The 25,608-nt window shown below is 42.8% G+C and carries 29 protein-coding genes and 2 pseudogenes; 17 read left to right on the top strand and 14 right to left on the bottom strand.

Annotated features, from left to right (window positions below):
- Positions 1-132 precede the first annotated feature (132 nt).
- Together JJQ94_RS05085 and JJQ94_RS05080 are read left to right on the top strand one after the other, a co-directional pair.
- Complete coding sequence (locus JJQ94_RS05085) at positions 133-2,268, top strand: winged helix-turn-helix domain-containing protein (RefSeq protein ID WP_099029486.1); 2,136 nt, start codon at positions 133-135, stop codon at positions 2,266-2,268.
- Between the two features lie 13 nt (positions 2,269-2,281).
- Positions 2,282-2,509, top strand: coding sequence for a hypothetical protein (locus tag JJQ94_RS05080; protein WP_099029485.1), 228 nt, complete (start codon positions 2,282-2,284; stop codon positions 2,507-2,509).
- Between the two features lie 116 nt (positions 2,510-2,625).
- Here the strand turns inward: JJQ94_RS05080 and JJQ94_RS05075 are convergent, their stop codons facing one another.
- The gene (locus JJQ94_RS05075) at positions 2,626-4,458 is read right to left on the bottom strand and encodes a S41 family peptidase (protein WP_099029484.1); all 1,833 of its coding nucleotides are present in this window, start codon (positions 4,456-4,458) and stop codon (positions 2,626-2,628) included.
- A gap of 294 nt (positions 4,459-4,752) precedes the next feature.
- Between JJQ94_RS05075 and JJQ94_RS05070 the strand changes: the two genes are divergently transcribed.
- The 3 genes from JJQ94_RS05070 to JJQ94_RS05065 are packed head-to-tail and all read left to right on the top strand — an operon-like array spanning position 4,753 to position 5,853.
- Entirely contained in the window at positions 4,753-5,313 is a 561-nt protein-coding gene (locus JJQ94_RS05070; protein ID WP_099029483.1) for a hypothetical protein, read from the top strand.
- A gap of 11 nt (positions 5,314-5,324) precedes the next feature.
- Positions 5,325-5,447 carry a hypothetical protein gene (locus JJQ94_RS24300; RefSeq protein WP_269092899.1) on the top strand — a complete coding sequence of 41 codons (123 nt, stop codon included), beginning with the start codon at positions 5,325-5,327 and terminating at the stop codon, positions 5,445-5,447.
- A 46-nt stretch (positions 5,448-5,493) separates the two neighbouring features.
- Positions 5,494-5,853 carry a nuclear transport factor 2 family protein gene (locus tag JJQ94_RS05065; RefSeq protein ID WP_099029482.1) on the top strand — a complete coding sequence of 120 codons (360 nt, stop codon included), beginning with the start codon at positions 5,494-5,496 and terminating at the stop codon, positions 5,851-5,853.
- Positions 5,854-5,948: 95 nt separating this feature from the next.
- Here the strand turns inward: JJQ94_RS05065 and JJQ94_RS05060 are convergent, their stop codons facing one another.
- The 3 genes from JJQ94_RS05060 to JJQ94_RS05050 all read right to left on the bottom strand — a co-directional run bounded on the left by JJQ94_RS05060 (position 5,949) and on the right by JJQ94_RS05050 (position 7,571).
- Positions 5,949-6,323 (bottom strand): PH domain-containing protein, encoded by a 375-nt coding sequence (locus JJQ94_RS05060; RefSeq protein ID WP_039495392.1) that lies wholly within the window; start codon positions 6,321-6,323, stop codon positions 5,949-5,951.
- Positions 6,324-6,542: 219 nt separating this feature from the next.
- Complete coding sequence (locus tag JJQ94_RS05055; RefSeq protein ID WP_099029481.1) at positions 6,543-6,911, bottom strand: nuclear transport factor 2 family protein; 369 nt, start codon at positions 6,909-6,911, stop codon at positions 6,543-6,545.
- Positions 6,912-6,935: 24 nt separating this feature from the next.
- The gene (locus tag JJQ94_RS05050; RefSeq protein ID WP_099029480.1) at positions 6,936-7,571 is read right to left on the bottom strand and encodes a glutathione S-transferase family protein; all 636 of its coding nucleotides are present in this window, start codon (positions 7,569-7,571) and stop codon (positions 6,936-6,938) included.
- Between the two features lie 117 nt (positions 7,572-7,688).
- Here JJQ94_RS05050 and JJQ94_RS05045 point away from each other — a divergent pair, with 117 nt between their 5' ends.
- The 4 genes from JJQ94_RS05045 to JJQ94_RS05030 all read left to right on the top strand — a co-directional run bounded on the left by JJQ94_RS05045 (position 7,689) and on the right by JJQ94_RS05030 (position 12,911).
- Complete coding sequence (locus tag JJQ94_RS05045; RefSeq protein ID WP_099029479.1) at positions 7,689-8,048, top strand: MerR family transcriptional regulator; 360 nt, start codon at positions 7,689-7,691, stop codon at positions 8,046-8,048.
- Between the two features lie 79 nt (positions 8,049-8,127).
- Positions 8,128-8,700 carry an NAD(P)H-dependent oxidoreductase gene (locus JJQ94_RS05040; RefSeq protein ID WP_099029478.1) on the top strand — a complete coding sequence of 191 codons (573 nt, stop codon included), beginning with the start codon at positions 8,128-8,130 and terminating at the stop codon, positions 8,698-8,700.
- A gap of 102 nt (positions 8,701-8,802) precedes the next feature.
- A complete protein-coding gene (locus tag JJQ94_RS05035) occupies positions 8,803-9,753 on the top strand; it encodes a cytochrome-c peroxidase (RefSeq protein WP_099029598.1) in 951 nt (316 codons plus the stop codon).
- Positions 9,750-12,911, top strand: a complete 3,162-nt coding sequence (locus JJQ94_RS05030) for an EAL domain-containing protein (protein ID WP_099029477.1) — start codon at positions 9,750-9,752, stop codon at positions 12,909-12,911. The genes JJQ94_RS05035 and JJQ94_RS05030 overlap by 4 nt, the downstream gene beginning before the upstream one ends.
- Before the next feature lie 136 nt (positions 12,912-13,047).
- On the opposite strand, the gene JJQ94_RS05025 is transcribed toward JJQ94_RS05030, so the two are convergent.
- Together JJQ94_RS05025 and JJQ94_RS05020 are read right to left on the bottom strand one after the other, a co-directional pair.
- The gene (locus tag JJQ94_RS05025; RefSeq protein WP_019647463.1) at positions 13,048-13,335 is read right to left on the bottom strand and encodes a hypothetical protein; all 288 of its coding nucleotides are present in this window, start codon (positions 13,333-13,335) and stop codon (positions 13,048-13,050) included.
- On the bottom strand, positions 13,332-13,979 hold the full coding sequence (locus tag JJQ94_RS05020) for an HAD-IA family hydrolase (RefSeq protein WP_099029476.1): 648 nt from the start codon (positions 13,977-13,979) through the stop codon (positions 13,332-13,334). Before JJQ94_RS05020 ends, JJQ94_RS05025 begins: the two co-directional genes overlap by 4 nt.
- 144 nt (positions 13,980-14,123) lie before the next feature.
- On the opposite strand from JJQ94_RS05020, the gene JJQ94_RS05015 reads away from it, so the two are divergent.
- Entirely contained in the window at positions 14,124-14,879 is a 756-nt protein-coding gene (locus JJQ94_RS05015) for a DeoR/GlpR family DNA-binding transcription regulator (RefSeq protein WP_099029597.1), read from the top strand.
- Positions 14,880-14,963: 84 nt separating this feature from the next.
- Here the strand turns inward: JJQ94_RS05015 and JJQ94_RS05010 are convergent, their stop codons facing one another.
- Positions 14,964-15,455, bottom strand: a complete 492-nt coding sequence (locus JJQ94_RS05010) for a GNAT family N-acetyltransferase (protein ID WP_099029475.1) — start codon at positions 15,453-15,455, stop codon at positions 14,964-14,966.
- A 135-nt stretch (positions 15,456-15,590) separates the two neighbouring features.
- On the opposite strand from JJQ94_RS05010, the pseudogene JJQ94_RS05005 reads away from it, so the two are divergent.
- Both JJQ94_RS05005 and JJQ94_RS05000 read left to right on the top strand, forming a co-directional pair.
- Positions 15,591-15,806 (top strand): annotated as a pseudogene (locus JJQ94_RS05005) (nuclear transport factor 2 family protein); the annotation flags it as partial.
- Between the two features lie 37 nt (positions 15,807-15,843).
- Entirely contained in the window at positions 15,844-16,080 is a 237-nt protein-coding gene (locus tag JJQ94_RS05000) for a helix-hairpin-helix domain-containing protein (RefSeq protein ID WP_099029474.1), read from the top strand.
- A gap of 98 nt (positions 16,081-16,178) precedes the next feature.
- Here the strand turns inward: JJQ94_RS05000 and JJQ94_RS04995 are convergent, their stop codons facing one another.
- Both JJQ94_RS04995 and JJQ94_RS04990 read right to left on the bottom strand, forming a co-directional pair.
- Entirely contained in the window at positions 16,179-16,688 is a 510-nt protein-coding gene (locus JJQ94_RS04995; protein WP_099029473.1) for a hypothetical protein, read from the bottom strand.
- A gap of 197 nt (positions 16,689-16,885) precedes the next feature.
- Positions 16,886-17,758: a LysR family transcriptional regulator gene (locus JJQ94_RS04990; RefSeq protein WP_099029472.1), complete on the bottom strand. Its 873-nt coding sequence runs from the start codon at positions 17,756-17,758 to the stop codon at positions 16,886-16,888.
- A 94-nt stretch (positions 17,759-17,852) separates the two neighbouring features.
- Between JJQ94_RS04990 and JJQ94_RS04985 the strand changes: the two are divergent.
- Positions 17,853-18,203 (top strand): annotated as a pseudogene (locus JJQ94_RS04985) (MATE family efflux transporter); the annotation flags it as partial.
- A 31-nt stretch (positions 18,204-18,234) separates the two neighbouring features.
- Positions 18,235-18,363, top strand: a complete 129-nt coding sequence (locus JJQ94_RS24295; protein WP_269092898.1) for a hypothetical protein — start codon at positions 18,235-18,237, stop codon at positions 18,361-18,363.
- Between the two features lie 40 nt (positions 18,364-18,403).
- Here the strand turns inward: JJQ94_RS24295 and JJQ94_RS04980 are convergent, their stop codons facing one another.
- On the bottom strand, positions 18,404-18,937 hold the full coding sequence (locus tag JJQ94_RS04980; protein ID WP_099029471.1) for a dihydrofolate reductase family protein: 534 nt from the start codon (positions 18,935-18,937) through the stop codon (positions 18,404-18,406).
- Between the two features lie 86 nt (positions 18,938-19,023).
- Between JJQ94_RS04980 and JJQ94_RS04975 the strand changes: the two genes are divergently transcribed.
- Positions 19,024-19,581: a TetR/AcrR family transcriptional regulator gene (locus JJQ94_RS04975; protein WP_099029470.1), complete on the top strand. Its 558-nt coding sequence runs from the start codon at positions 19,024-19,026 to the stop codon at positions 19,579-19,581.
- 51 nt (positions 19,582-19,632) lie between these two features.
- On the opposite strand, the gene JJQ94_RS04970 is transcribed toward JJQ94_RS04975, so the two are convergent.
- Positions 19,633-20,427, bottom strand: coding sequence for a helix-turn-helix domain-containing protein (locus JJQ94_RS04970; protein WP_236596451.1), 795 nt, complete (start codon positions 20,425-20,427; stop codon positions 19,633-19,635).
- A 144-nt stretch (positions 20,428-20,571) separates the two neighbouring features.
- On the opposite strand from JJQ94_RS04970, the gene JJQ94_RS04965 reads away from it, so the two are divergent.
- Positions 20,572-20,952, top strand: coding sequence for a DUF3224 domain-containing protein (locus JJQ94_RS04965; RefSeq protein ID WP_099029468.1), 381 nt, complete (start codon positions 20,572-20,574; stop codon positions 20,950-20,952).
- Between the two features lie 19 nt (positions 20,953-20,971).
- Here the strand turns inward: JJQ94_RS04965 and JJQ94_RS04960 are convergent, their stop codons facing one another.
- From JJQ94_RS04960 to JJQ94_RS04950, 3 genes are all read right to left on the bottom strand, one after another.
- Positions 20,972-21,589, bottom strand: a complete 618-nt coding sequence (locus JJQ94_RS04960) for an HAD family hydrolase (protein WP_099029467.1) — start codon at positions 21,587-21,589, stop codon at positions 20,972-20,974.
- A 160-nt stretch (positions 21,590-21,749) separates the two neighbouring features.
- On the bottom strand, positions 21,750-24,251 hold the full coding sequence (locus tag JJQ94_RS04955; RefSeq protein WP_099029466.1) for an ABC transporter permease: 2,502 nt from the start codon (positions 24,249-24,251) through the stop codon (positions 21,750-21,752).
- Positions 24,241-24,954, bottom strand: coding sequence for an ABC transporter ATP-binding protein (locus tag JJQ94_RS04950; RefSeq protein ID WP_010376092.1), 714 nt, complete (start codon positions 24,952-24,954; stop codon positions 24,241-24,243). Before JJQ94_RS04950 ends, JJQ94_RS04955 begins: the two co-directional genes overlap by 11 nt.
- On the opposite strand from JJQ94_RS04950, the gene JJQ94_RS04945 reads away from it, so the two are divergent.
- The gene (locus JJQ94_RS04945) at positions 24,953-25,573 is read left to right on the top strand and encodes an arylesterase (RefSeq protein WP_099029465.1); all 621 of its coding nucleotides are present in this window, start codon (positions 24,953-24,955) and stop codon (positions 25,571-25,573) included. The two genes, JJQ94_RS04950 and JJQ94_RS04945, sit on opposite strands and share 2 nt — an antisense overlap.
- Positions 25,574-25,608 lie beyond the last annotated feature (35 nt).

Below are 25,608 nucleotides of genomic sequence, written 5' to 3'. Positions count from 1 at the left end.
TGACTTTTAAATAAAAAACTATTTTTATCAAGTGGTTATGTTGTTGAGTTTCGATTGCTTCAAGTTTATTCTTATACTGATAATTATAATAATTGGCGTGGTTAGCGCGTGCGCTAGGCACATTGGGGATTTATGGTAGAACAATATTGGGTTGGTAATTTTTTTGTAGATTTATCACGTAACCAGATTTCACACCAAGGTGAATGTCAAACACTTGCACCAAAGGCGCTGGCGGTACTCACTTGCTTGGCTCAGAATCAAGGCAAAGTGATAAGCCTTGATACCTTGCTCGATACAGTATGGCCAGATACGGTGGTCTCTCCTAATACTTTGCAGCGTAGTATTGCGCAATTGAGAAAGGCGCTTGGGGATGATGGTAAGGTGCAAGGTTATATCCAAACGCATGCTAAAAAAGGATATAGCTTAGAGTGTGAAGTACGTTGGGAAGGGCAAACGAGCGAGCTGACGAATACTGAGCCGCAACTTGAGGTGATGCCAGTCCCTGAACCTGAAATACAACAAGATAATTACCTCAATCAAAGCCAGAATAAAAACAAACTCAGTCTTTATGTGTTTGTCTTACTTGCCTTCACTATTTTGCTTGGGGCTATCAGTTATCAATATTTTTCCATCAAAAAACCTTCACCACTGTTCTTTGATACTTTGCGCTCATTGACCGCAACTGACGATAAAGAATTTGATGCAAGCTATTCCCCAGATGGTCAATACATCGTTTTTCACCGCTATTTAGATAAGTTTTGCGATAATAAGATATGGGCAAAAAAGGCGGATACCCAGCAAGAGATCCTGCTCACCGAGCGCTTTGGAGCATACGGCAGGCATAGTTTCTCAAAAGATGGTGAGCAGTTACTGTTTTTGGCCACCGACGCTTGTAGCGAGCCCGTTACACAAAAACGCTGCTACGACCTTGTAACACTCGATTTTACTAAAGCATTGAAAAGCCCTCAGCAGCCAAAAGTTATTCTCCAGTGTAAAAATTCGGTGGTTGATAAGCCTATCTGGCTGAACGATGGCAATGTGGTATTGAAGCAAAAACAAGGCGAGCGCTGGAAGCTGATCAATTATTCCATTGATGACGACAGCAGTGCCGATCTTTATACCGTAGAAGAGGGGACGTTGATTGATTACGCTTATTCCCCTCAAGATGATTTAATCGCGGTCAGTAGTATTCATGCCGATGGCTTACATTATATTGATATGTTAAAACCCGACGGTGAGTTGATCTCTAGCCATCAGATCCAGCGACCGCCGGAAATTACTAAATTTCACGATATCTACCCAAGTTTTGACCCACTCAACCAGCAATTGATTTTTAGTACCGGACGTCAGCTATTTAGCCTGACTTATGAAGGGCTTGTGAGTAAAATTCAATTGCCGTTTTCAGATCGAATGAGGCAGCCTGAATTTCGTCCTGATGGCAAAAGTGTACTGATGATCAAAGGGCCTTACGACAGCGATATCGTCAAATTACCGCTGGCACAGTTAGCACAAGGCGCTCAAACATACACCAGCTTTGCGCGAACCAACCTTGGTGAAGATTATGCTGTTTTTCAGCCAGATGGAGATTTAGTGGCATTTTGGTCAGAGCGCTCTGGTACTGAACAGGTGTGGTTAAGCGATGGCAATAACACGCGACAACTGACTAACTTCCCCTTAGATACTTTTGTTCGCGGGATCCACTGGGCTGAGGATGGCCAAAGCATATTAGTCAGTGCCAGTGGTGTACTGACGCGAATTGCTTTAGATGGCAGCTTGACATCTTACCCGCACGCCTACCCTGTTTTACGCTTATATCAATGGAAAAGTGCAAAACAACGTGCGCTAACACAGATTCGGGTAAAGGGAGAAATGAAGTTAGCTGCTTATGATTTTGCTCAACAATCGTTTGAAATACTGACGCAGCAACCTGTGCTGTGGGCACTTGAAAGTGAACACGGTAAAGTTGTGTATAAGGATAGACTTGATCAGTTTTGGCAAATCGGCGCTGTTGAACCTCAGCGGATCAGTGAACTAAACAATCAAGGCGGCAGAGGAAAATCTTTTGTAATGCGCGGCAATGGGATATATGGCGTCAATGAAGATAATCAACTTTGGTCCTATGATCTGGACAAAACGTCGTTTACTATACTCGGCGAAGTGCCTACCAGTGTTGACTATCTCACCGACATTAACGACAACGATGTACTGTTGATAAATCGAATATCGGCCAAGAAAGAAGTGGTAGAGCTTACGGTTGCTAATCAATAACTGGAGTATAAAAATGAGCAAATTAGCTCAATATCAGCGTTTTAGGCAAGAACTGGGGCAATTGCTCGTACAATACAAAGGCTATGGGTTTGTACTCGGTTTTTTGCTAAACCTGAGTATTTGGCATATTGCATCTCAGTTTGTTGCTGATCCCTTTGTCTCTAACTTTTGGAATCAAGTGTTTGTTTCCTTACTCTTTTCTGCGGTTTTTTGCCTGCGATCAGAACGTACGGTAAGCTGATGTGGCGCTAACTCCTCATTCTGAGTTAGTTCATAAAGTTTGGGTCCACTTAAAAACTAATTACCTGTTGTCATAGCATTTAAGCGGATCATTCAATTAAGTGAGCTGTTATAAGACTAAAGCTCTGATTTTAGAATATCAATGGCACGCTCTACTTGATTATCAGTACCATTGATAATGCTTTCTCTGGTTCTTGGCACTAAATAATCTGGCGCAATACCTGCGTTGATTAAAGGGTCACCATTATGTCGGTTCGCGAGCATACCTGTGTATTGGAACTCAGCACCTAGATTGCCCTCTTCTAAACCGCCAAAAAACGGAACCCAAAAAACGTTACCATTAATCCCTGATGTGTGCTCCCCTAAGATTGCTAGGCCGCCACTACGTGCAAACACCAAAGCGTGTTCATTCTGACTTATACTTCCTCTAGAAGAAAGTACTATGGATGGAATTGAAAGTGGGTTGGCATCTCGATGAATTATTTGCTGAACGGGGTAGAGCTTTTTATCTGTTTGATTTGGTGCACCTTGCCATAATAGAGCCCAAGTATCATTGGTCGCATCTTGTTTGATAAACCAACTTAATACGTTTCGCCATCCGTCCCAGCTTTGTGGGTAATGGCGAAAGTCGATTACAACGCCATGAGCATTTTTTAACGCTTCTTTTATCGCGTTCAAGTCATCTGGCATAACGTTATAAATATTGATTTTATATATATTGTCGCCTAAATCTTCAATTTTTGATGTTGAATGGGGGATGTAAGGTAATCCGATAAAAGGTTTTACTTCACTCTGCTCTAGCGGTGTAATATTTACCTGAAAAATCTCCCCCGCCGGTTTTTTAATGGTAAAGTTAACAGGGGTCTTATCTTTAAAATAAACTTCTTGTCTTGCAGTGTGGCTCAACCTATGTAGCGTATTTTTAAGCGAGTAAAGCGCTTTCTTTGATAGATGTTCTATTATATCTTCACCATTAATAGTAAGTACTTCATCCCCAATTTCGATACCAGTTTGCTCATCTTGTTGAACTCTCGTTACAATGGCTTTTCCCTCTACAATCTCGTAAAAAAAAGTACCATAGTACGCATAGCTAACTGTAAACATATCCGGAGTCTTAACAACAATGTGGTTGTCATTCAATTTAGTGAGCTCGGTTTTAATTAGCTGCAGCCTTCGATCTGGCTCTTCAGTTTTGCAAGCGGTTAGTAACGGTGTAAGACTTGCTGACCAGTCAATATCAATCTGCCCAAAGTAAGGCCAGAAATGTTGAATATTGGCCCACATTCCCGACACGGTAGCCATACAAGCTTCGGTACGCGCGAAGTTAGATTCAACCTGCCAACGGCCTAATTCGGTGAATGTACCACCAGAGAGTTCAGTTTTAACGGGCAGGTAGAGTGGTAAGTAGAGGGGACTTTGATAAAAGTTAAGAGTTACAAATTGCTCGCTGGGGGCGTATTTCTCCTCTTGAATTTCAGCTAACGTAGCTGATACTAGCAACCGAGTATAAGCGCTGAAATGCGCGGACGCATTTTGTATCCAAGTATATGTTTGCGTATCAGGGAGCAATTTTGGGATGTGGTTTTGTTGTGTAACCATGTAAGGCGCAATTTGCCTTATGAGTTCAATCCCCTTTTCTCTACGCTCTGTACTTGGTGTTTGGTTTAATTCGACAATGCTTTCCGCGATGAAAAGTGACCAATCCGAACCTCTTACCTCGGCCGATGGATAAAAATACTGAACAGCATGCGCTAATTTAACAAACTCAGAGACATCATCGATAAAGCTTTGGTCGAAGCTCATATCAGGAAGGGGTTTAGGTGATGATGGTAAAGGCGTATTTGTTGGAGGCTTGTTGGAGGTTATATCTGTTGGAGTTGTATCATTTGTGTCACTGCCGCATGCCGTCATTACAAAACATAAAATTATGCTAGTAAGTTGCTTTATCATTTTTATATCCTTATGCAATATTTTAGGTACAAATTGGCGGTTATTTGAACAGCTGTAAACTTTAAGGAGCAAATGGGTAAGTTTGAATTGGCAAACGTGTAGCTAGATTGCCTAATTTTACTTTTATTGTTTCAATGCTTTTGCAGTGTTTAAATTCATTAAAGCCAGTTGAAATTCGGTAGCAGGAGCATGTTTATTGTTTCATGCGAGTAATCAATTAGGGGTAGAATCACTTTGACTAATTAAAGTGAGACGTATACCTTAAAGCTGTTGCTGAGATGGAGACGGGATTTAATGAAAGCAATTGAGGGTAAGGAAAATGCGGTCGATTTCATTGAAAACTATAAGTTTGACGATGCTGTACTGGAGTGGTTTGACTGGTATATAGAAACGCACTTGGAATATAAATTATCTGATGATGAGATCCAGGTGGTCGTTGAGGGTCTAAAAGACTATCTAATATTTGTGGTTATTTCACCACAAGCAGTTGCTGCAGCAAGCAAGTTAGTTGATGAGTTATTCCATGCATTTATTTTGCATACAGAACTATACCAAGCATTTTGCAAAGATGTTGGGCAGTTTATACACCATTATCCAATTAGAAAAAAAGTGGTTCTTGGGAATGAAACTCCACTAGAAAAGATTGAATATAATGATCATTACCAATCCATAATAAGAACATACTGTCTAGCTTGTCAGGCATCAGATCTCGATCCGCTAACCACTAATCAAGTTCCCTACCTATTTAAAGTCGATTCAATATTGCCTGAAAAACACGCCGCCTTATTCGACATCAAGTTTTTTCAATCTGTACTGCCTAAGTTAGGTGTACATAACTTTATAATTCAAGAGTAAAGGAGATAGTCATGTCATATTTAAAAAATCGTGCTAAGCGTAATGAAGCTGCCCATTCACAAGTTGATATTGAGCTGACGAAACCCAAAAAGTTTGTAGATGTATGCCTAGCAGGTGTTTGGCCTCGCAAGTAAGTAGCGCAGAAGCAAAGCCGGTTTATGCTGGCTTTTTGGAAAGAGTATGCTGGATAAAATTGAAGCTTTAGAGCGAGCGTTACATTCGCCAGAGCTACGAAAAAATATTAATCTGATCTCGGACTACATCCATGATGAGTTTTCAGAAAGTGGACTATTTTGTGATGGTATGACGAAAGATGACATTATTGAAGGCTTGAAGAGTGAAGATCTCAGCGAGCATAAAATAATTAGCGAGGGTTATAAGTTAGTTGAGCAGAGTCCCAATAAGGTTGTGATTGAGTACGTCTCCGCACTGGAAAATACCTTGGGTGAGAGGTCGTATGACGCACTAAGGCAGTCTATTTGGTATTTATGTAGCGATGAAAAATGGCGCTTGATAGGTCACTCTGCAAATTTGTTATAGCGCCAAGCCAGCAATCTATTGATAAAAGAGTGGACAAAAAAGTGCGAGGTAGAAGCACGCATCCTGCGTGCCTATTCATAGTTAACTGCATGCGGCTATAAACAATATTGTGAAATGATCTTATACACTTGGTTGATATTGTCGCCTGCTTTAAATTCTTTACTAATCGGCGTTGGATCTGAGCCAATCCAGATTTTTAATTCCGCATCAAGGTCGAAGTGACCCGCAGATTCTTTGCTGTATTTTGTGATTTTGCTATACGGGATACTGAGCATTTCTACTTTGCTGCCCGTCATGCCTTGCTTGTCGATTAAAATTAGACGCTTGTTGGTAAAAATAAACAAGTCACGGATCACCTTGTAAGCTTGTGCAACTTCTTCCCCTTGAATTAGCGTATCTGCTAATAACTTATCTACTTCGCTACTGTCTACTTCACTTGCATTTCCGAGTAGACCACTTAATAGTCCCATTGTTGTTCTCCGTTTTATTTCAATTCGTCTTAGACTGATCGCAAGATAGTGCTTATGTCGAAATGAATTAATGATGAAAGTGCAAAACCAGCATAGAAAAGCGCGCTGACTTTGCCAAATTAATAACCTGATTTTGGATAATTAATGCCTTTCTAGCAGCCAGTTTTAGTGCAAACTGTGTTGAATTCACTTCCAATAACCCGAGTTTGGAGTAAGAAGTTAGCTTATATCTCTTATCAAACAAATTTTTCCATCACGAAATGCAAACTCTGAGCGGCCTTGCAAGGAGATGCTTTGCCCTGCTTTCATGCCATTGGCTAAGTCTTTGGCTAATTTAGCTTTGTAGGTCACATGAACAATAAACAGATCATTGTCTTGCGTGGCGGCGGTTAAAGATTGATTGCGTTCGGAAAATAACTTAGCTGACTGATTTGCTAATTCTGCAAACTCCATTTTACTGGTTGTACGCGTTGTAATTTCGCCATTGGCGAGATTCTCAAACACGACATCATCGGTGAGCTGAGCTAGCATTCCCGGAATATCAAAATGATTGTAGGCTGAGATATAGTTTTTCACTAAGGTTTCCATTTTTCCTCCTTGGCGTAATGGATGCTAATAAAAACTTAGATCGGTTTGTTCAATTTCGCACACTCTTTTTACCACTTTTTGCTGTGCCATCATTCGCATAAATCGGCCCAAATGTGCATATTCTTTTGGCGCAGTATTAAACCCACTAGCCCAATGGGCCAGCATAAATAAATAATAATCACAAAGCGTGAGCTGTTCACCAACTAAGTAGGTGTGTGTTGCTAACTGCTTGTCGATAAGTGCAAACATGTCGCCGACTCGTTGCTCAGCGACTTGAGGCATGGTCTTGCTGCTCTCTGGAGATAATTGATATTTTTCAGGATAGAAATACAGCATGAGTTCTGGCTGAACTGTCGTGGTTAAATAAAAAAGCCACTGATAAAACGTGGCTCTCTGTGGGGTTGCTGGCGCTGGGATAAGCTGTCCTTCAGGGTGCTTTTCGCATAAATGCAAACAAATTGCTGCACTCTCGAAGATGACTTGGTCGCCGTCGACCAATGTCGGGATCCGTCCTGTTGGATTGAGTTCTAAATAGGTAGCAGACTTTTGTTGTTGTATTTTTCTATCGACCAAGAGCAGTTCTTTTTCTAGTTGTAGGTGCTCAAGTACGAGATGCGGTGCCCAACTGGCATTACGGGGGTAGTAAAATAACTGATACATCTTTTGCTATTCCTTGACGATACTTTTTGTTAGCGTGTGGCAGATTTACTGCCAGATAGTTGCAACTTTTACAGGGGCTGTAAACCATTATTTTGCTTTTAGCAAGGAGAATCAAAAATGTATATTGGCAAGCTGTCAAAGCAAACTGGGCTGTCAGTCAAAGCCATTCGCTTTTATGAAGAGAAAGGGCTTATTCCTACCCCGGAGCGTGTTGGTAAGTATCGTGTCTATTCGCAAGTGGATGTCGATCTGCTGTTATTAATAAAAGAAGCAAAGTTGCTCGGCGTGTCGATTAAACAGTTACAGCAGGTGATTGAAATTAAAGGGCGACAAGTCAATTGGGTCGAAATCAACACATTTTTAGTCGAACTCAAAGCATCCTTCATAGAACAAGTTGCGCTGCTTCAGCAAAAAATACACCGAATTGAACACTGCATCGCATCGCTTGATGAATGTCCACAAATAAAACTATCCTAGTCTCAGGTGGAGTAACTTGACTCTCCCGTTAAGGGGAGACAGTACACTCGTTTCTCAGTCATGTGATAAGGAAACGAAGATGAAAAAAATACTGCTACTTAACGGTAACCCCAAAACCAAAAGCTTGTGCCACGCTATCACCACAAGTTACGAGCAAGCTGCAAGCACCCAACATCAAATACGCAGAATGGATCTTAATGAGATGCACTTTGAAATCAATTTGATGTATGGCTATGAAGCGAGCCAAACATTAGAGCCATGCCTCAAGCAATTCCAAGAGAACTTACTGTGGGCGCAGCACATTGTGATAGTAAGCCCAATTTGGTGGTTGGCGTTACCAGCCAAGCTCAAAGGGCTAATAGATAGAACATTACTTCCAGGCTTTGCTTTTAAATACAGTGAGACTGGCACTGAAATTGAGAAGCTTCTACCGCATAAAACCGCAAGAGTCATTCTCACCTCAGACACGCCGCAAACTTATTTGGAAGAAATTGCTGCTGGGCTTATGGCTCAGCTAGAACATGGGACACTGGGGTTTTGTGGTATAGAGCCAACTCAACATACGCTATTTGGCCCTGTGCACTTAGCAACTCCTGAGGTAATTGATAACTGGCTGAGTGAAGTGACAAGTCTAGCCGTGCGGGGTGAGTGAATAAAAACACATAACTTCTATTGCTAAGCTTATTTTAAATCAAAATTTGCAATGCCGAATGTTGCTATCTTTTACACCAAGATGGCAACTTGGGCGGAGTGTATGCGAATTTGGAGTTTACTACTTTTTGCGTTTCCATTATTGGGAGCTGCAAATGAGCCTATTTTGCCACTTGAGCCAGCAATGAGGCTTGATGCCGATAAAGTCAGCTTGGGCAGAACACTTTTTTTTGATAAACGGCTTTCCCGAGGAAACCAAGTCAGCTGTGCGTCATGTCACCAATTACCGAGTCATGGCGCGGATGTAAAGCCCCTTTCCAGTGGCGTTAATGGCGCACTCGGTGAGCTAAAAACTCCAACTGTTTACAATGCGGCTTTAAATATTCGTCAAGCATGGGATGGCCGTGCGCAATCGCTTTATGATCAAATCGACTCACCAATCTTAAACCCAAAAGAGCATGATATGACTTGGCCTGAAGTCGTTGCTAAGTTAAATCAAGATAAAACGCTGGTCGCGCAATTTACTAAAGTATACTCGCAGGGAGTAACGAAACACACGGTAAAAGACGCAATAGCGACTTTTGAAGAGTCGTTAATCACGCTGAATGCGCCGTTCGATTTATGGCTTAAAGATAGAAGCGTAAAACTGCCTAAGTCGGCTATTGCTGGTTATGAGTTATTTAAACGGTATGGTTGCATTAGTTGTCATCAAGGGCGCAATGTTGGTGGCAATATGTTTGCCAAAATGGGCACCTTTGGTGATTATTTTGGCGATAGAAATACACCAATTCAAAAAGCGGATTATGGCCGTTTTAACGTCACTGGCAATGAGCAAGATCGCTTCGTGTTCAAAGTACCGAGCTTGCGACTTGCTAGCAAACAAACGTACTTTTTTCACGATGGTAGTCATAGCAGCCTAGAAGCCGCCGTTGCGACCATGGCCAAATACCAACTTGGCCGCAATATCTCAGACTCCGATATTAACAAGCTAGTTGCCTTTATTGACAGCCTAGCAGGACATCACCACGAAATGGATTTGGAAAACCACGAATGAAGAATAAGGCCTTCATTGGTGTGCAAGCGTTACTGCTGTGCGCGCCAATTGCGCTATTTGCGTACTTTTACTCGCAGCAAGAACTCAGCAGTCAAACACACCAAGCACGAGTTACCCTGCTCATTGAAGCCAAAAGTATTGATGCCAAACTGGATGCCGCTGTGTTACAAATGCTTAGTGCACAGCTCAATCAATATGATGAGTTAGCGCAATTAGCACATGCAATTGACGCTTTGAATACACCACAGCGAGATGCATTATTTGCAGAATCCACGCCCGACATTCGACAGCAATTTGATGCCTATCGACAGCTGCTCAGCAATAAAGTATTGCAAGTCGAATCCATTAAAACTGCGGCGGCAAATATTAAAAACAGCCTGCTTTATCTCCCCGAGTTGCTAATCGAGCTAGAACAGAGTGAGCCTGAATTGGCAACGCACGCCAATAGAATGCTTGCTAGTTTAATGTTAGGTCAGCTCTACGAATTTGTCGCAGAGCCTTTACTGACCATCAACTCTGAAAGTAGCTTAGAGCGGCTTATCTATCAGCACTTTAACGTCGCGCTTGCTAACAGTGCAGAATTAAAAAAGGCAAAACAACGCTTTTTGTCTTTGCCTAGTGACCAAGCCTTTTCAGCGCTTTACGCGGCATATAACCAGCACCACAGTGAAACCATAGAAAAAACCAAGCATCAAAGTGAATTACTCTTACTGCTGACTATTGTGCTATTTCTGCTCTTGATTGTGTTTGCAAATCGGCTTTATGTAGCCAAAAATAAAATTCTGAGCACCAGCCAAACTTTGTCCGATGCCGTTGCGCGTTTAACCGAAGGCTTTGCTCTTTTTAGTCGCAGCGGCAATTTGCTGCTCTGTAACAGTGCTTGGCGTAATCATTTCGCAATTGCTGATAGTGAGAAAATGCCACGCAAACTAGAAGAGTGGCAGCAGCAGTTTGGAGAAATTTTTAACTCCGATGCCAATTTGCATCAAACCGAATCTGGCGCTTGGTTACAGGTAAAACAAACGAACACACACAACAATGGCCAAGTGTTTGTGAGTGTTAATGTCTCCCTTTTTAAACAAGCGGAAGAAGAGCTTCGCAAGTGGGGCCATGCTATTGAGCAAAGCCCCTCCTCCATTGTGATCACTGACCCTCGTGCTCGCATTGAATACGTTAACCCTAAGTTTGAACAAGTTACTGGGTATTCACTTGAGGATGTGAAAGGACAAACACCCAAAGTACTCGGCTCCAAACAAGGGTTTACCGACTACAAAGCGCTGTGGCAAACCATCAAACAAGGCAAAGTCTGGCGTGGTGAGTTTTACAATCGCCGTAAGTCTGGAGATTACTATTGGGAGTACGCGTCTATTTCCCCGATTAAAAACCAGCAAGGGGAAATCATTAACTTTATTGCGATCAAAGAAGATATCACTGCACAAAAAAGCGCAAGTGCACAGCTTAAAACCGCAGCGGCGGTATTTAATGCAACGCAAGAAGGGATCATGACCACCAACGCAAAACTTGAGATCACAGCGGTCAATCCTGCCTTTACCAAAATTACCGGATATGAAGAACATGAAGTGCTCGGCCAACGACCTAATATTTTAAGTTCGGGTAAGCATGACAAACATTTTTATGAGCAGATGTGGAGCACCCTCAATTCGCACGGGCAATGGGCGAGTGAAATCTGGAACAAGCGCAAAGACGGTACTTTATATCCAGAGTGGCTAGCGATAAGTGTAGTGCATGATGATAAAGGGCTAGTGCAACAATACGTTGCCATTTTGTCTGATATGACCGAGCGCAAAGCGCAAGAAGAGCAAATAGAATATCAAGCCTATTACGATGTGTTGACCGGGCTGCCAAATCGAACGCTGTTACTTGAGCGAATTGAGCAAGATATTAAACGCATGAGCCGTACTCATCATCAAAGCGCAGTGTTATTTATTGATTTAGATAGATTTAAGCGGGTCAACGATACCATGGGCCACGAAGCCGGAGATGCCTTACTTATCTCCGTAGCCAAGCGCTTAAACAACCTGCTGCGTAAAAGCGATACTCTGAGCCGCTTTGGTGGAGATGAATTTGTATTGTTATTGAGTCAAATTGTCCATCCGGATCATGCCGCTCAAGTAGCCGATAAAATTGTCAGAGCGCTGAGCGAACCGTTTGTGATCAATGGCTTTGAGGTATTTACGGGGGCAAGCATTGGGATCGCTATTTTACCAAGTGATGCAAAAGATCAAAAAGAGTTATTACGACTTGCCGACTTGGCGATGTATAAAGCTAAAGAGGCTGGGCGCAATCAGTATCATTTCTTTGCTCAAGAAATGCAGCAACAGGTGAATCGTCGAGTTGAGCTCGAGCAGCTCCTCCGAGCTGCGCTTGAACATCAGCGCTTAACCGTACACTACCAACCTATTATCGATACGGTGTCGGGTAAATTATATGGTGTCGAGGCGCTCATGCGCTGGCCAACTGATTTCGGCCAGTATATCTCACCTGCTGAATTTATTCCGGTCGCTGAAGAAAGCGGCCTTATTGCTCCTCTTGGTGAGTGGTTACTTGCCAAGGCGTGTAATGATATTCGCAGGTTAAATAAAGCGCTTGGCATGAACTGTTATTTGACGGTAAATGTCTCAAGTCAGCAGTATCGACTCGGCTTTAACGCCACTACCATTAAACAAATCATGCAGCAATCAGGCTTTCTTCCAGAGAACCTAACGCTTGAAATCACAGAAAGCATCTTACTTGAAGACGATAAAGCTGTAACCGCTTGGCTGCAAAGCCTACGGGCAACGGGAGTCAACTTAGCAATCGACGACTTTGGCACTGGCTACTCTTCGCTTAGCTATCTTAAACGCTTTCCCATCAATATATTAAAGATCGACCGAGGTTTTATTCAAGATATAGATCAAAACCAAGATGCGGCCGTTTTGGTCAACGCGATTTTATCGATGGCAGAGAGTTTATCGCTCAAAGTGATAGCAGAAGGCGTAGAACAACAAGGACAACTAGATTGCTTAAAAGGCTTGGGTTGTCAGTATGTACAAGGGTACTTTTATGCCAAACCAATGGCGATTGAGGGATTAATCGATTGGGTTGAGCAATTTGCCATTGCATCGGAGCGAATATCTCCCAAACTGTGGTTGGATTGAGGTGTGTAGTTGTTAAATTGCAGTATAGAGTGTTGTGATCCAATTAGAGCTGATATCTGGGCTCGTGAATGGGTTCCCAATCAAATGGCAATCCGTTCTAAATGGGTTGGCAAAGCTGTTTAGCTTTGCCAACTACTCAACGCAAAATGGCAGTTAGTAAAATTAAGATCTGTAAAAGTAGGCAAAGTACATTGGTAACAATGATTGCCATTCGCTGAAATCTCAGCCCATACATCAGCCAAAAACTAAACACCAACACATACCCGATTAAAAACGTAAAGGACAAGTTGGTTGGGCCTTGGCGCTCAAGTTCACTGAGTAGCTGGCCGAATAATGCGATAAAACCGATACCGCCGAAGAATACACCGGCGAAATCCCAGTAGGTATCTTTCGTTTGATAAAAGCCTGTCAGCCATGTTTTCATTCGCTTACTTCCTCTGATAAGTAGATGTCCTGATAGTGATTGATACGGGCAACAATATGGTCGTGGTGAATGGTGCAAAAATGGTTAACTACGACTACGTCACAGCCTGCGCTAAGTGCGGATCTTACCCCTTGATCTGAGTCTTCAAATGCAAGACAGCGAGAGGTTGCCACTCCCAATCTTTTGGCCGCCAATAAAAATGGCTCAGGGTGAGGCTTACCTTGCCCAACATCATCTGCGGTAATTAATATTTCAGGAATAGGTAAACCTGCTGTGGTGAGTCGTGCAATTGCATTGTGACGATTTGCAGAAGTTGCAACGGCCCACTTGCGTTGCTGTGCTTTTATTTCGCTTAAAAACGATTTAGCTCCAGGAATGGCTGTTACGGTATGGGCAAGGTCGGCTTCTGCTTGTTCCAACAGCTCGACTTCATGCTGGCAATCTAAATGCGGAGTAAATTGTTCTATAAAGTCTTTGAAACGTGCACCTCGGCCCGTAGTTAATACCATTTCTAAATCGACATGATGTTTCTCACACCAAGGCGCGACGGCCTGTCGTACTGCAACTTCAGAATCAACAAGTGTGCCATCCATATCGAATATCAATCCCTGATAATGGTTCAGGTTGAGTGAATTAAGTGCCATTTTTACTCCTTATGATAATGTTTCATGCATAAACAGGCGTTTGTTGATATTAAACCGGCTTTATTATGCATGTATGTGCAAATAATACGCTTGTATCTCGAACTTTTTCAAGTAAAATTACGCAAAAACATGCAGGAACATGCAATGCTATTGGCAGAACGTCATCAATTCATTCTCGATCAGCTTAATTTACAAGGGCGGATCACCTCAGTGTCCTTGGCGCAAACGCTTGATGTGAGCGAAGACACAATCCGTCGGGATTTAAACAAGCTAGCTGAACTTAAGCTACTGCGGCGTGTTCATGGTGGCGCTTTAGCGCTGCAGGATAATACTCCTGACTATATCGAGCGTTTAGATAAACCCGATACCAGTAAAATTCGTTATATTGAACCTGCTTTGGCGATGCTCGTGCCTGGACAAACGATAGTGATTGATTCTGGCGAGACGTGCCGTTATTTGGCTCAGCACTTACCTAAAAATATGCCGCTGACGGTGGTTACGGGTTGTCCACTAATCGCCAAAGAGCTGGCCTACCATTCATTAGTGGATGTGATTGTGTTAGGTGGCCCTATGTTTAAACCTGCAATGCGGGTGGTAGGCATGACGGCGATCGAAATGGTGAAACGGATCCGTTTTGATATTGTTTTTATGGGGATTTGCTCGTTCCACATTCACCATGGTTTTAGTGCAAGTTATATAGAAGAAGCGGAGATCCTCTCTGCGACCATTCGTCAAAGCGATCACACTGTGATTATGGGCCCGAGCCATAAACTAGATAAAGTCGCTACTTATCAGATTGTTACAGCTAACGAAATTGACACAATTATTACTGATGGAGAAATCAATCCAAGCTTAAAAAAGCAGATTGAGTCGCTAGAGATAGCGCTTACTTTGGTCTAGGTTAATAATGAAGCCAACAAATTAATATGGAGCTACTTAGCAGCTAGGGTAGCCGATTTACGGTTGAGCTAAGCAGCTGCATACCTAAGGCTTTAGTAAGGCAAAAATGTGATTGTTATAGAAACGCTCGTTTTTGAATATAGCGCGTTTTAACACCGCTTCTTGCTCAAAACCTGACTTCTCTAGTAGCTTCATTGATGCATGATTGTCGTCAAATACTGCGGCAAAGATCCGTTCTATATTGGTCTCGTTAAATACCTCTGACACAATATGTAAAATGGCTTTATGAGTAATTCCTTTGCGCCAATGGCTTTTTGCGAGCCAATAGCCTATTTCACCAGAGCGCTCATATTCAAACTCGCCAGGGTTAACACCTATACAGCCGATAAGCTGCTGACCATCGCAAATCGCCCGAACATAGCCGTGTTTACTGCCTTCATTTACCCACCACATGGCATCTTGCTCGGTGTAAGGTTGCGGAATTTTTGTTGATAAATACCGAACTACATCGGGATCGTTCAAAATCGCGACCATGTTGTCAACATCATTGGCTTGGAACGGTCTTAGCTTGAACATTGAGCTCTCTTTCAATAAATTTAAACGTAAATTCATCAATAAGTTACCATTCCCTTTCGAGGTATACAATGCGTGCTTTGTGTAGAGAAAAGTAAGTTGGGGTTGATTATCGTCATCGGACTTTATTTTACGTATTTTAATTTCATTGTGTCTGGAAAAAACCTTGTTGTTGAAGGACAAGAAGGCGGCGTGATGCGTGATGGTACGCACTGGCCTGATAATCAAATTTCGTCTGGCCGTTTTTGTAGTGTGTTCGAATTCTCTGATAACTTGATCACAAGAATGTATATTTATGTTGATCCAGACTTCTCAAGCCAAGATAATGCTAGAATTTCAATATTATCGCGTTAATGTTGACCGTTTTGATAAAGAAAAGGATAGCTGAATTATGGTTTTCTCTGAAAGTGAAAAAAACACCTTACTGGCCCTCAAGGGAGTCGGCCCTACGGTGATAAAGCGTTTTGAAGAAATCGGTATTTGCAGTTTGAGCGAGCTTGCGACTTATGAAGTTGAAGAAATTGCTGAGCGGGTCGCTTCTATGTTGCGAACAACCTGTTGGAAAAACAGCCCACAGGCCAAAGCTGCGATCCAAGCTGCAATCACAAAAGCGCGTGAGACGAACTAGTGTGTAAAGCCCCTTTACAATAAGGGGTTTACACAGTGAAATTTACTTGCTTTAACCCAAGCCGGTAAACATATTATCTAGGCTTATTTGACGGTTTGCTAAGCAACAGCTTCTACAAAGTTGAGATCAAAACGTCCGTCCGGATCTTCTACTTTGATAAGCTCGTTAAGCGGTTTATTTTTCAGCGCTTTATTTTCAGCAAAGATGTCTAGTAATAGTGGTTTTACTTCGTTTCCGCATAGTGCTTCGGCGAGCGCTTCATGAGATAGCTTGAGCAACAGATCCATATTCTCGTCCTCATCTTTAACGAGCTCTATATTCTCCCAGCTCTCGAAAATGTCTCTCAGTTTACTGACTTCTGGACAATCATCTTCAAAGTCAGACAAGATGATAAACTCGTCTGAAGCAACGTTTTTATGTTGTTCGAAACGGCTTTCGGGCAGGCTGTAGATATTCCAATTTACATCGTAATGCCAAAACTCAACAGATAACGACATATGAGAATAAGTACTTTGATTTACATAAAATTTTAACTCGTTGATACGCTTTTTAATGAGCGTAATTAAAACGTTTTCGTAGGCTTCTATAAGCGTATTTTTATCAAACATAATGTATCCTAACTGCAGTCTTAAACATTAAGACTACGTGCTCCTAAATTTGTTCTCAGTATTAATTCCACTCTACTATGTAAATGTGAACTTTTGTTACTGGTGTTTGCTAAAACAGATCAATTTAACCATCAGTGTAGAAAAAATACCAGCCTATGCAGAGCCTATATGGCTTTAATTTGACAGTATAGGTTTACTCAGAATAAGTTAGCTGTTTCGTTATAAAGCCACTGCAATATAGGGCCTTTGCTTTGATCTCTGCGTTGTACTATGCCCATTTCGACGACTAGAGGGTTAGGGATATGCTCGGTTGATAGCTCGAACAGTTCGCCCATGTACCACGGTGTGTTGACAACATGTTCAGGTACTAATGCCCAACCAACGCCTCTAATGACTAAACCCATGATGTAATAGTAACTGTCAATGTACCAGTGGTTTGTGGATATAGCTTGTGACTGTGTATTACCAATACGGTCGCGTATTACGAGCTGCCGATGTTGGTTTAACTCTTCAATACTCGGGGCAGAATGTTGTGCAAGCGGGTGATGAGGGGAGCAGATCAAGATTTGTTTAAAGCTGTTTATCGAAGTGAAATCCAGCGATTCTGGCAATGGTTTTTGGTGAAATAAAATGCCTATTTCTGCCCTTTTTGCGCTCACCCATTGTGCAATGTCGTCTTGGGAGCCATTAATAATGGCTAATTTTAATAGCGGAAATTGCTGAGCTAATCGTTCAAACAATGATTCAAATGCGATGATAGGCACTGCTTCATCCATGGCAACAGTGAGAGACACCTCTTCGCCACTATTAAGAGAATTGGCTCTTGATTGCAGTCGCTGGCACTGCATGAGCACCGCTTCGGCTTCTTTAAACAGATCGAGACCAGCTTGATTTAACACAGGTAGTCTGGCAGAGCGGTCAAAAAGTGCAAAGCCTAGATCGGCTTCCAGATTGGCAATTGCGGTGCTGACCCGAGATTGTGCTTTTCCCAAGTGTCTCGCCGCAGCTGAAAATGACCCCAATCTGACGGCGGTGACAAAGGCTTCAAGTTGATCGAGTGTCCAATGCATAATGATTAACCTATCCGAAATTCGGATGGATACTAACTTTGACCAATCTTAATTACAAGGATAATAACGGCTTTTCATGCTTAAGGATTTCGTCATGCTGTTAGATTCAGCGAGCAAAACCCTCACGAAAGACGCTAGTGTTACCCGCACTTTTTGGCGTTATACCATCCCTGCCGTTGTCGCAATGATGGTCAATGGATTGTACCAAATCGTCGATGGTATTTTTATTGGTCACTACCTTGGTGCTCAGGGGTTGGCCGCTGTAAACCTTGCTTGGCCCATTATAGGGAGCATTATTGGTTTTGGCGTTTTAATCGGGATGGGATCTGGCAGTTTGCTGTCGATTTATCGTGGCGCTGGCGACAATACAGGTGTGCAGCAGCTGATGAGCACCAGCTTTTGGCTCATCGCTATCTTGACTGTGGTTGCAATGACTGTCTTTGTATTTATTGCCCTTCTGGTTTGGTGTTGATGGGGTGTGGTTTGCGGTACCTATCTCAAACATCACGTTAACCGTTATTATCATCCCTCTGCTTTGGCGTGATTTATATCAGTTAAAGCATGCAGATATGGAAGCTGCGTCAGGTGATAAGCAGTGCGCTTAGCCGCATACTGTAGGCGCTTATTTTAAGCGCCTCCTTAGGGTTATCTTTGGCGTACGTAGTAATTTTTTACCACGCAATCTAAATATCTTACTGCGTGCACATGTTTAAATTTAAGCGGTTCGTTTAATTTTCCGAATAAAGGTATTCCACCACCTAAAATAGTTGGAATGGTCGTGATAATTAGCTCATCAATGAGATCTTGTTGTAGAAAGCTTTGTATGGTTTTTCCGCCATCAATGTAAAGGTTTTTAAATCCCTGCTGAGCCAGTTGTTTGACGATATCTGTCAGTTCACCTCGCACAAGCGATACCTTATCCGCAAAGACTTTTGGTACATCTTTAAGCGTATTACTTAATACAAAAACAGGTTTATTGTATGGCCATTCGCAATCAAATCCTTGGATTGTCTCAAAGGTATTACGCCCCATGATGATGGCATCTACGCGGGCCATAAAATCGGCGAACCCCAAGTCTGAACCTTCAGGGTTAGGTAATTCGTGTAGCCAGTCTAAGCGGTTATTTTTATCCGCGATAAAGCCGTCTAGGCTTGCCCCAATATAAACGATGTTTGCCATTTTATACTCCGATTGAACCCTAATCCATTTCAAGATAAAATAAATTCTACAGTGTAGAATTTATTTTATCTTAGCGAGAGTAAACAATGAGTGTCAAGGATAAGAAGCGTGGCCGACCGTTAACGGAAGGTGAAGCACTAAGTCAGGAGCGGATCATACAAGCTGCAAAATTGCAGATGAAGGAAAATAGAAAAGTACCTAGTATTCGAGCGTTGGCGAGCAACTTAAATGTCGATGCGATGGCAATTTATCACTACTTTAAAAACAAACAGGCTTTGCTCGAAGCTTTGACTTGCTCTTTAGTCGATGAAATATATGAACCTAGCTGCGATGAAAAGTGGCAAACAGAACTACAAAAGCTCAGTGCAAGTTATTTACAGCTACTCGACGACTATCCAGGATTGTTAACTGTGTTGCTGTCAATGGACTCAGTAGGTCCAGCTGAGGTATTTCAAACTCGATTTGAAGAAGTGACTCAATCGCTTAAATTAAAAGGACAGGCACAACAAGATGCGATTTGCTTACTGGTTGATTATTTACATGGGGTAGCACTTGCTATGGAGTGTAACCCAGATAGAGAAGCGTTAAATGTCTCGATGACAAGTGGTGCAATTACACTAATCTGTAAAGCGATTGAGGCTTAAGTGTCATTGCGTTGTAAAGGGGCATTACAACACATATAGGCGAAGTACCTGTTAGGGACGCTTGAGATAACGGTTTGGAGTGGTACCGATTATTTCTTTAAAATCTCTTATAAGGTGGGACTGATCGGTATAGTTCAACTGAGCAACAATGTCTGCCATTGTAGTCGCATCAGATTCAAGCAGTGTAAGCGCTTGGTGCAGGCGATACTTTCGAATTAGCCATTTGGGACTAAAACCTATGTAGTGTTGGCAGAGCCTTTGTATTTTTCGTATTGGCATGTCGCAGTGTTCTGCCAGTTGCTCAACCGTAAAAATATTGCTGTGATCTTGCAAAGTGTTGAGGATAGCTTCGGCCATAGCTGCACCTGTGCTTAAGTGGAGTGTAAACGGCATTAAAAATTGTGATAGCACCTTTACTCGCTCTACGTCATCACTTGCCATGGTTAACGAAGAAATAAGCGGTCTCGACGGTGCACCGCAAAGATGCTCCAAAGAAAAGGTTTTATCGACACACGCCAAAGGGGTGATATCAAATTGCTCTACTAGGGCACCTACCCTAAATTTAGCCCCCAAGATCTGCCCTTTTCCATGCATTGTGTAATCGTATACTTTGCTTACAGGGCCAATAATTTTTATTTCATTGGTACTTAGCAGCAAATGAAAGTTGGGATCTGGTAAGTTTCGTTGTGTATGGGTTTTATTATCCGGCAAACTCCAGTCGACAAACCAAAATTGCTCGACAAGACCTTTTAACTCTGTGCATGGGAAATACCGTCTAAGCTGGTAGTTTGGCGCGCTTTGTTGTTGGTGAAGTACGCCGTTGATTGGGCTAAGGTTAGATTTCATCGCTGCCTTGTTATGGATAGGGCTCATTGTTTGTTGTCGTGTTTTTACAATACCAATTTTAAATTGCGTGCTAGATTTAAAACAAGCTGCATGAAACTGCAGAGCAAGGTCAAACTCTTCTACTATAAAATTAAGGGAAATGCGATGCAACTAACAGGTGTGTACGAAATTATCAATTGGCAAGAAACCACAGAAAAACAATTTGATGATGGTGCTAAACTCTCCAAAGCCGTGGTGAGCCTCAGTTATGACGGAGAAATTGAAGGCAGTAGCGAAGTTTATTATCAGCTTCACTATACCGAAGAAGGAGATGTTGAATTTAATGGCTTTGAGGCTGTAACAGGGGGCTTTTCTGGGCAACAAGGCAAGGTTGTATTGATGCACGATGGTCGTTTTAAGCACGGTAAAGCACATAGTAATTTTACGGTGGTACAGAGCGATGTTGACGCGATTGCGGTGGGTGATAAAGGGTCATTTGAGTCGACTGAGGGAAAAAAGGCAAACTACCAAATAACACATAACTGATAGCTTCAATGTTATTGCGCTAGGCTAAGTAGCGGTGTCTTCTTATGTCTAGCGTGCACAGCGCATCCACTAACTCCGCAAAGTGACTAATGACGACATCTGCTTGCTCGGCGTAGTAAGGTTTGTCATTGGGGGCAAACAAGCACGACGGCATGTTGGCGTTATGTGCCGCCTCTATATCGTAGAGGTAATCGCCAACATAAACACATTGATAAGGTGGCACTTGCCACGTCTGAGCAACTTGCAGCAGCGCTGCAGGGTCTGGTTTGGCTGGCGCGTCGTCCCTCGTTAAAATCAATGGAATTGGCAATCCCGCCGTTTTAAGCTTTAATCGCGCCGCTTTTGCAAAGTTTCTAGTCACGACGGCAAGCGGGACCCCCATTCTCGAAAGTTGCGCAATAGACTCCCTAACCCCTGGAATAACTTCACAGTGCTGTGCGTCACATAATTCATGTTGGTGGACGATGTTCATAGCCTCTTCACGCATATAAGGTGAAGGCAATGTGTTGATAAAACTGAGTAAGTCTTCCCCTACCGGACAGCCAATTTGCGCCCGAATAAGTGAGAAATCGAGTTCAGATGTCACTAGTGTGCCATCTAGGTCAAAAATGATGCCTTTAACAGGTATCCTATCCATTTTTAATATCCTTTGGTTTCGCATGTGTACTGCGTAGCCCTACTTAAAGGTAGGTACGTAATTGAAGTTTGTAAAGATCAAGACGATGGAGTTTTGCTTTTGCGAGATGAGCGGCTCACTGAGGATAACTGTGAGCCACTTTTTAAGCCTTACAAGAGTTTTATGCGAGTTTGCGTAGTAGCCCTTGCGTGTTTTGTTTCATGGTGTTCGCCACCATAAAGTAACCAATCAAAGCGACGAACGTTGCGCCAGTTGCAGGCCCTAATAGCCAAATATAGGGGTGCAAGCGGCCATCCACATCGAACGTTTGGACTTGGATCACCAAAAGTGCAATGTCACTGACTACGGCAGCTACCAGTCCTGCCAATCCGCCAAGTAATAAAAATTCATAAAGCGTGGCGAGTTTTATCAAACGACCTTTGGCACCGAGCGTGCGCAAGATAACGGTTTCCTGCATGCGTTCGGCAAGGCTCGCCTGAACCTGAGAAATGAGCACCAAAGAGCCGCTGATAAGTACGATACTAAGTACAAAGCTAATCGCCAGTGAGACTTGAGAAATCATCGACTGTGCCTGTTTGAGCTGGCTCTGAATGTCGATCATGCTAATTGTTGGATACGCTTTCAAAAACTGACTAATCACCTTAGTGTCTGCTGTTTCAAGCTTGGCGGCAGTAAAGTAAGTCACTGGGAATTGGCCGGCGATTTTATCGTTAAATATCATCACAAAGTTAGGTTTCAGCGAGCCCCAATTGACACTACGTAAACTCGTCACTTTAGCTTCAATTGTTTGACTATTGATTAAGAAGCTAAGCGTGTCGCCCACTTTGATCCCTACCCGTTCAGCAAGTCCTTGAGCGACGGAAACTTGAAGCGCATCGGAATTATCAAACCACTCGCCGTCAACCACTTCATTGCCCGGTGGCAATTCATCTAGCCAGGTAAGGTTGAGCTCTCGCCCTACTCCTTCTCGTGCATCTTGGTCTTTTTCTTCACCCTCTTGCAGTGAGACTCGGCGCGCAAACTCTTCACCATTTAAGGCATTTACACGGCCCAAAAAGACGGGATAAAAATGTTCATGTTTGATGCCACTTTCGTCGAGTTTGCTTTGCATTGGCTGAATTTCTTGTTCCGTGATATTGATAAAAAACGCATTGGGTGCGTCTTCTGGAACTTGCATCTGCCAATCCGAGATCATGTCATTTTTCAGCACCACTAAAAACAACATTAATTTGATAGCCAGAGCAAAGCTAATAAGCTGTACTGCGTTTGCATTTGCACGTTTTTGGAGTGTGGCAATGGCAAGAGACCAACTTGAGCCAGGGCTCAACCCCAGTTTTCTGCCTGCTGAAAATAATAGTCGTGAGATCACGTATAGCAAGGCCATGAGTAGCAAGGTTGCGCCGAATAAAATCGCGGTGATCTTAATGTCGCGACTAAATAGCCACATTAACCCAAAAATAGTTAATACAGAGAGCGCCATATGAATTCGACTAATCGCGATGGTGTCTCCAAGGTTACGTCTTAGGACGCGCAGCGGCGGTATATCAAATAAATCTAATAGTGGTTTTAATGAAAACATCATGGCGCACACCACACCCACGGAAATGCTCAACAGCCAAGGCCTAAATCCTGCTTCAGGCAGGGCTGTATCCATAAAGTTAATCAGGTAAGCGGCCCCAACACTTTGCAGCCCGTAACCGATAGCAAGACCGGCTACAACGGAAAAAAAGGTCACTAAAGAAAGGTGTAAAAGATAAATACGGCGGATGGTTTTGCGACTACCCCCGAGAGTTTTCATCATGGCGACAGGATCATATTGGCGCTCACAATAGCGCTTTGCAGAAACCGCCATCGCTACGGCAGCGAGCATGATGCCGAACAATCCAGCAAGGAGCAAAAAGCTCTCTGAGCGAGCTAAGTTTTCACCCAAAGGTGATTGCCTGTCTTTTATTCCCTGCCAAGATTGGTTGCTCTTGAGTTGCGGCTTGAGCCAAGTGTAGTACTCTCCCAGTTGCCGTTCTGAGCCCGAAAATAGTAGGCGGTAAAATACTCGGCTCCCGGGTTGAATGGCTTTAGTCACCGCAATATCATCATAATTAATAAGGACGCGTTTGTTCCCCGCCAGCGAGAAGAAAGGGGCATCAGGCTCGTTAATGAGCACCTTACTCACGGTGAACTGCCCTGCCCCTATTTCTACCTCGTCGCCAATTTTAAGGCCAAGGGAGTAAAACAAGCCTTCGCTGAGCCATACATTGCCCTTTTTCGGGGCGGATTGAACTTGGTAATTTTCGCCATTAAGGCTGTCTCTTAAAGTAAGTTTACCTCTAAGTGGATATGTGTCTGTCACTGCTTTTAGCGAGCCAAGTATTAACTCATCGTTGGCAAATAACATCGAGTCGAAATACACTTGTTTGGCGGTATTTAAACCAAAATCTCGTGCTGTGGTTAGTACTCGGTCGTCGAAATCATGGTTGCTCGAAAGCCGCCTGTCAGCAGCGATAAAATCTGCGGATTTTTGTTCTAGATTCAAACGTATCCGCTCGGTAATGGAAGACAAGCTAAACACAGTCAATACTGCAAGCGCAATTGCAGCTAGGATGATGGTGAGCTCGCCCCGTCTAAATTCCCTAGAGAATAAAGTAAGTGCTAACTTAAACCACATTGACAGCCGCTCCTTGTTTTATTACTTCTAGTTTTCCAGCTTCAATATGAATAATGCGGTCACACTGTTGAGCGAGTTGCTCATCATGGGTAACAAGCACCAAAGTGGTGCCATTCTCTTTGTTTAGGTCAAACAGCAAACGCTCGATAAGATGGCCGTTTTTACTGTCTAAATTGGCCGATGGCTCGTCGGCGAATAGGATTTTGGGTTTGCCAACAAAGGCCCTGGCTATGGCTACCCGTTGCTGTTCGCCACCCGAAAGTTGTGAGGGATAGTGAGTTAGGCGATGAGACAAGCCAACTTTTTCTAATAACTCTGTCGCTTGATTTTTTGCACCTTTGTCCCCAGCTAATTCAGCAGGAAGCATCACATTTTCAAGCGCCGTTAAGCTTTGCACTAACATAAATGACTGAAATACGAAGCCGACTTTTTCTGCTCGCAACTGAGCTCGAGCTTCTTCATCCATTTTTTGTAATGATTCGCCATCTAAGTGAACTTCTCCTTTGGAGGCAATATCTAAGCCGGCAAGCAAACTAAGTAAGGTTGACTTACCAGAACCAGAAGCGCCAACGATAGCCACGGACTCTCCTGACTTGACAGTGAAATCGATATCACTAAGGATAGTGAGATTACCTTCGACGGTAGAGACCTGTTTAGTAAGGCCTTTTACTTGGATCATATTTAACTGAGAAAGCACTGACATGAAGTACTATTTCCTAAAGTTGTTGTTCATACTTGTTATTGTAATTACGCCATTAAGCGCAAATGCCAAGCAAAAACTCATGATAGTTGGTGATAGCTTAAGCGCCGCTTATGGCCTGAAACAAGATGATGGTTGGGTTAAATTGTTACAAAATAAATACGAAACAGAACAAAATCCGATCGAAATTATCAATGTTAGCGTTAGCGGTCAAACAACCGGTAATGCTGTGGCAAAAATAAATCAGCAATTGAAAACGATTTCGCCTACTCATGTATTAATCGAATTGGGCGGTAATGATGGCCTGCGCGGCTTCCCTGTAAAAAGGTTAAAGGCAAATCTCACACAGCTGGTGCAATCTAGTCAACAAGCAGGCGCCAACGTTGCCGTAATGGAAATCCAAATACCTCCTAACTTAGGTCCGCGCTATACCAGTATGTTTACCGAGAGCTACCAACAAGTGACAGAGCAAACCGGTAGCTATCTAATGCCCTACTTTATGTTAGAAGTGGCGGACAAACCGGAGTTAATGCAAAACGATAACCTACACCCAAACAAAGAAGCACAACCTCTAATCCGCGACTTTATGTATAAAGAAATAAATCAATGGCTGGCAAAGTAAGCATACTAAGCACGAAAAAAACCCGCTAAAAGCGC

The sequence above is a fragment of the Pseudoalteromonas sp. GCY genome (assembly GCF_016695175.1).
GTDB lineage: Bacteria > Pseudomonadota > Gammaproteobacteria > Enterobacterales > Alteromonadaceae > Pseudoalteromonas.
Note: the sequence above shows the minus strand (reverse complement) of the source record. Positions and strands in the feature narration are given on the sequence as shown.

Coding starts and splice junctions, on each gene's coding strand:
- JJQ94_RS05085 (WP_099029486.1), top strand. CDS start 133: ATGGTAGAACAATATTGGGTTGGTAATTTTTTTGTAGATTTATCACGT.
- JJQ94_RS05080 (WP_099029485.1), top strand. CDS start 2,282: ATGAGCAAATTAGCTCAATATCAGCGTTTTAGGCAAGAACTGGGGCAA.
- JJQ94_RS05075 (WP_099029484.1), bottom strand. CDS start 4,458: ATGATAAAGCAACTTACTAGCATAATTTTATGTTTTGTAATGACGGCA.
- JJQ94_RS05070 (WP_099029483.1), top strand. CDS start 4,753: ATGAAAGCAATTGAGGGTAAGGAAAATGCGGTCGATTTCATTGAAAAC.
- JJQ94_RS24300 (WP_269092899.1), top strand. CDS start 5,325: ATGTCATATTTAAAAAATCGTGCTAAGCGTAATGAAGCTGCCCATTCA.
- JJQ94_RS05065 (WP_099029482.1), top strand. CDS start 5,494: ATGCTGGATAAAATTGAAGCTTTAGAGCGAGCGTTACATTCGCCAGAG.
- JJQ94_RS05060 (WP_039495392.1), bottom strand. CDS start 6,323: ATGGGACTATTAAGTGGTCTACTCGGAAATGCAAGTGAAGTAGACAGT.
- JJQ94_RS05055 (WP_099029481.1), bottom strand. CDS start 6,911: ATGGAAACCTTAGTGAAAAACTATATCTCAGCCTACAATCATTTTGAT.
- JJQ94_RS05050 (WP_099029480.1), bottom strand. CDS start 7,571: ATGTATCAGTTATTTTACTACCCCCGTAATGCCAGTTGGGCACCGCAT.
- JJQ94_RS05045 (WP_099029479.1), top strand. CDS start 7,689: ATGTATATTGGCAAGCTGTCAAAGCAAACTGGGCTGTCAGTCAAAGCC.
- JJQ94_RS05040 (WP_099029478.1), top strand. CDS start 8,128: ATGAAAAAAATACTGCTACTTAACGGTAACCCCAAAACCAAAAGCTTG.
- JJQ94_RS05035 (WP_099029598.1), top strand. CDS start 8,803: ATGCGAATTTGGAGTTTACTACTTTTTGCGTTTCCATTATTGGGAGCT.
- JJQ94_RS05030 (WP_099029477.1), top strand. CDS start 9,750: ATGAAGAATAAGGCCTTCATTGGTGTGCAAGCGTTACTGCTGTGCGCG.
- JJQ94_RS05025 (WP_019647463.1), bottom strand. CDS start 13,335: ATGAAAACATGGCTGACAGGCTTTTATCAAACGAAAGATACCTACTGG.
- JJQ94_RS05020 (WP_099029476.1), bottom strand. CDS start 13,979: ATGGCACTTAATTCACTCAACCTGAACCATTATCAGGGATTGATATTC.
- JJQ94_RS05015 (WP_099029597.1), top strand. CDS start 14,124: ATGCTATTGGCAGAACGTCATCAATTCATTCTCGATCAGCTTAATTTA.
- JJQ94_RS05010 (WP_099029475.1), bottom strand. CDS start 15,455: ATGTTCAAGCTAAGACCGTTCCAAGCCAATGATGTTGACAACATGGTC.
- JJQ94_RS05000 (WP_099029474.1), top strand. CDS start 15,844: ATGGTTTTCTCTGAAAGTGAAAAAAACACCTTACTGGCCCTCAAGGGA.
- JJQ94_RS04995 (WP_099029473.1), bottom strand. CDS start 16,688: ATGTTTGATAAAAATACGCTTATAGAAGCCTACGAAAACGTTTTAATT.
- JJQ94_RS04990 (WP_099029472.1), bottom strand. CDS start 17,758: ATGCATTGGACACTCGATCAACTTGAAGCCTTTGTCACCGCCGTCAGA.
- JJQ94_RS04980 (WP_099029471.1), bottom strand. CDS start 18,937: ATGGCAAACATCGTTTATATTGGGGCAAGCCTAGACGGCTTTATCGCG.
- JJQ94_RS04975 (WP_099029470.1), top strand. CDS start 19,024: ATGAGTGTCAAGGATAAGAAGCGTGGCCGACCGTTAACGGAAGGTGAA.
- JJQ94_RS04970 (WP_236596451.1), bottom strand. CDS start 20,427: ATGAAATCTAACCTTAGCCCAATCAACGGCGTACTTCACCAACAACAA.
- JJQ94_RS04965 (WP_099029468.1), top strand. CDS start 20,572: ATGCAACTAACAGGTGTGTACGAAATTATCAATTGGCAAGAAACCACA.
- JJQ94_RS04960 (WP_099029467.1), bottom strand. CDS start 21,589: ATGGATAGGATACCTGTTAAAGGCATCATTTTTGACCTAGATGGCACA.
- JJQ94_RS04955 (WP_099029466.1), bottom strand. CDS start 24,251: ATGTGGTTTAAGTTAGCACTTACTTTATTCTCTAGGGAATTTAGACGG.
- JJQ94_RS04945 (WP_099029465.1), top strand. CDS start 24,953: ATGAAGTACTATTTCCTAAAGTTGTTGTTCATACTTGTTATTGTAATT.
- JJQ94_RS04950 (WP_010376092.1), bottom strand. CDS start 24,954: ATGTCAGTGCTTTCTCAGTTAAATATGATCCAAGTAAAAGGCCTTACT.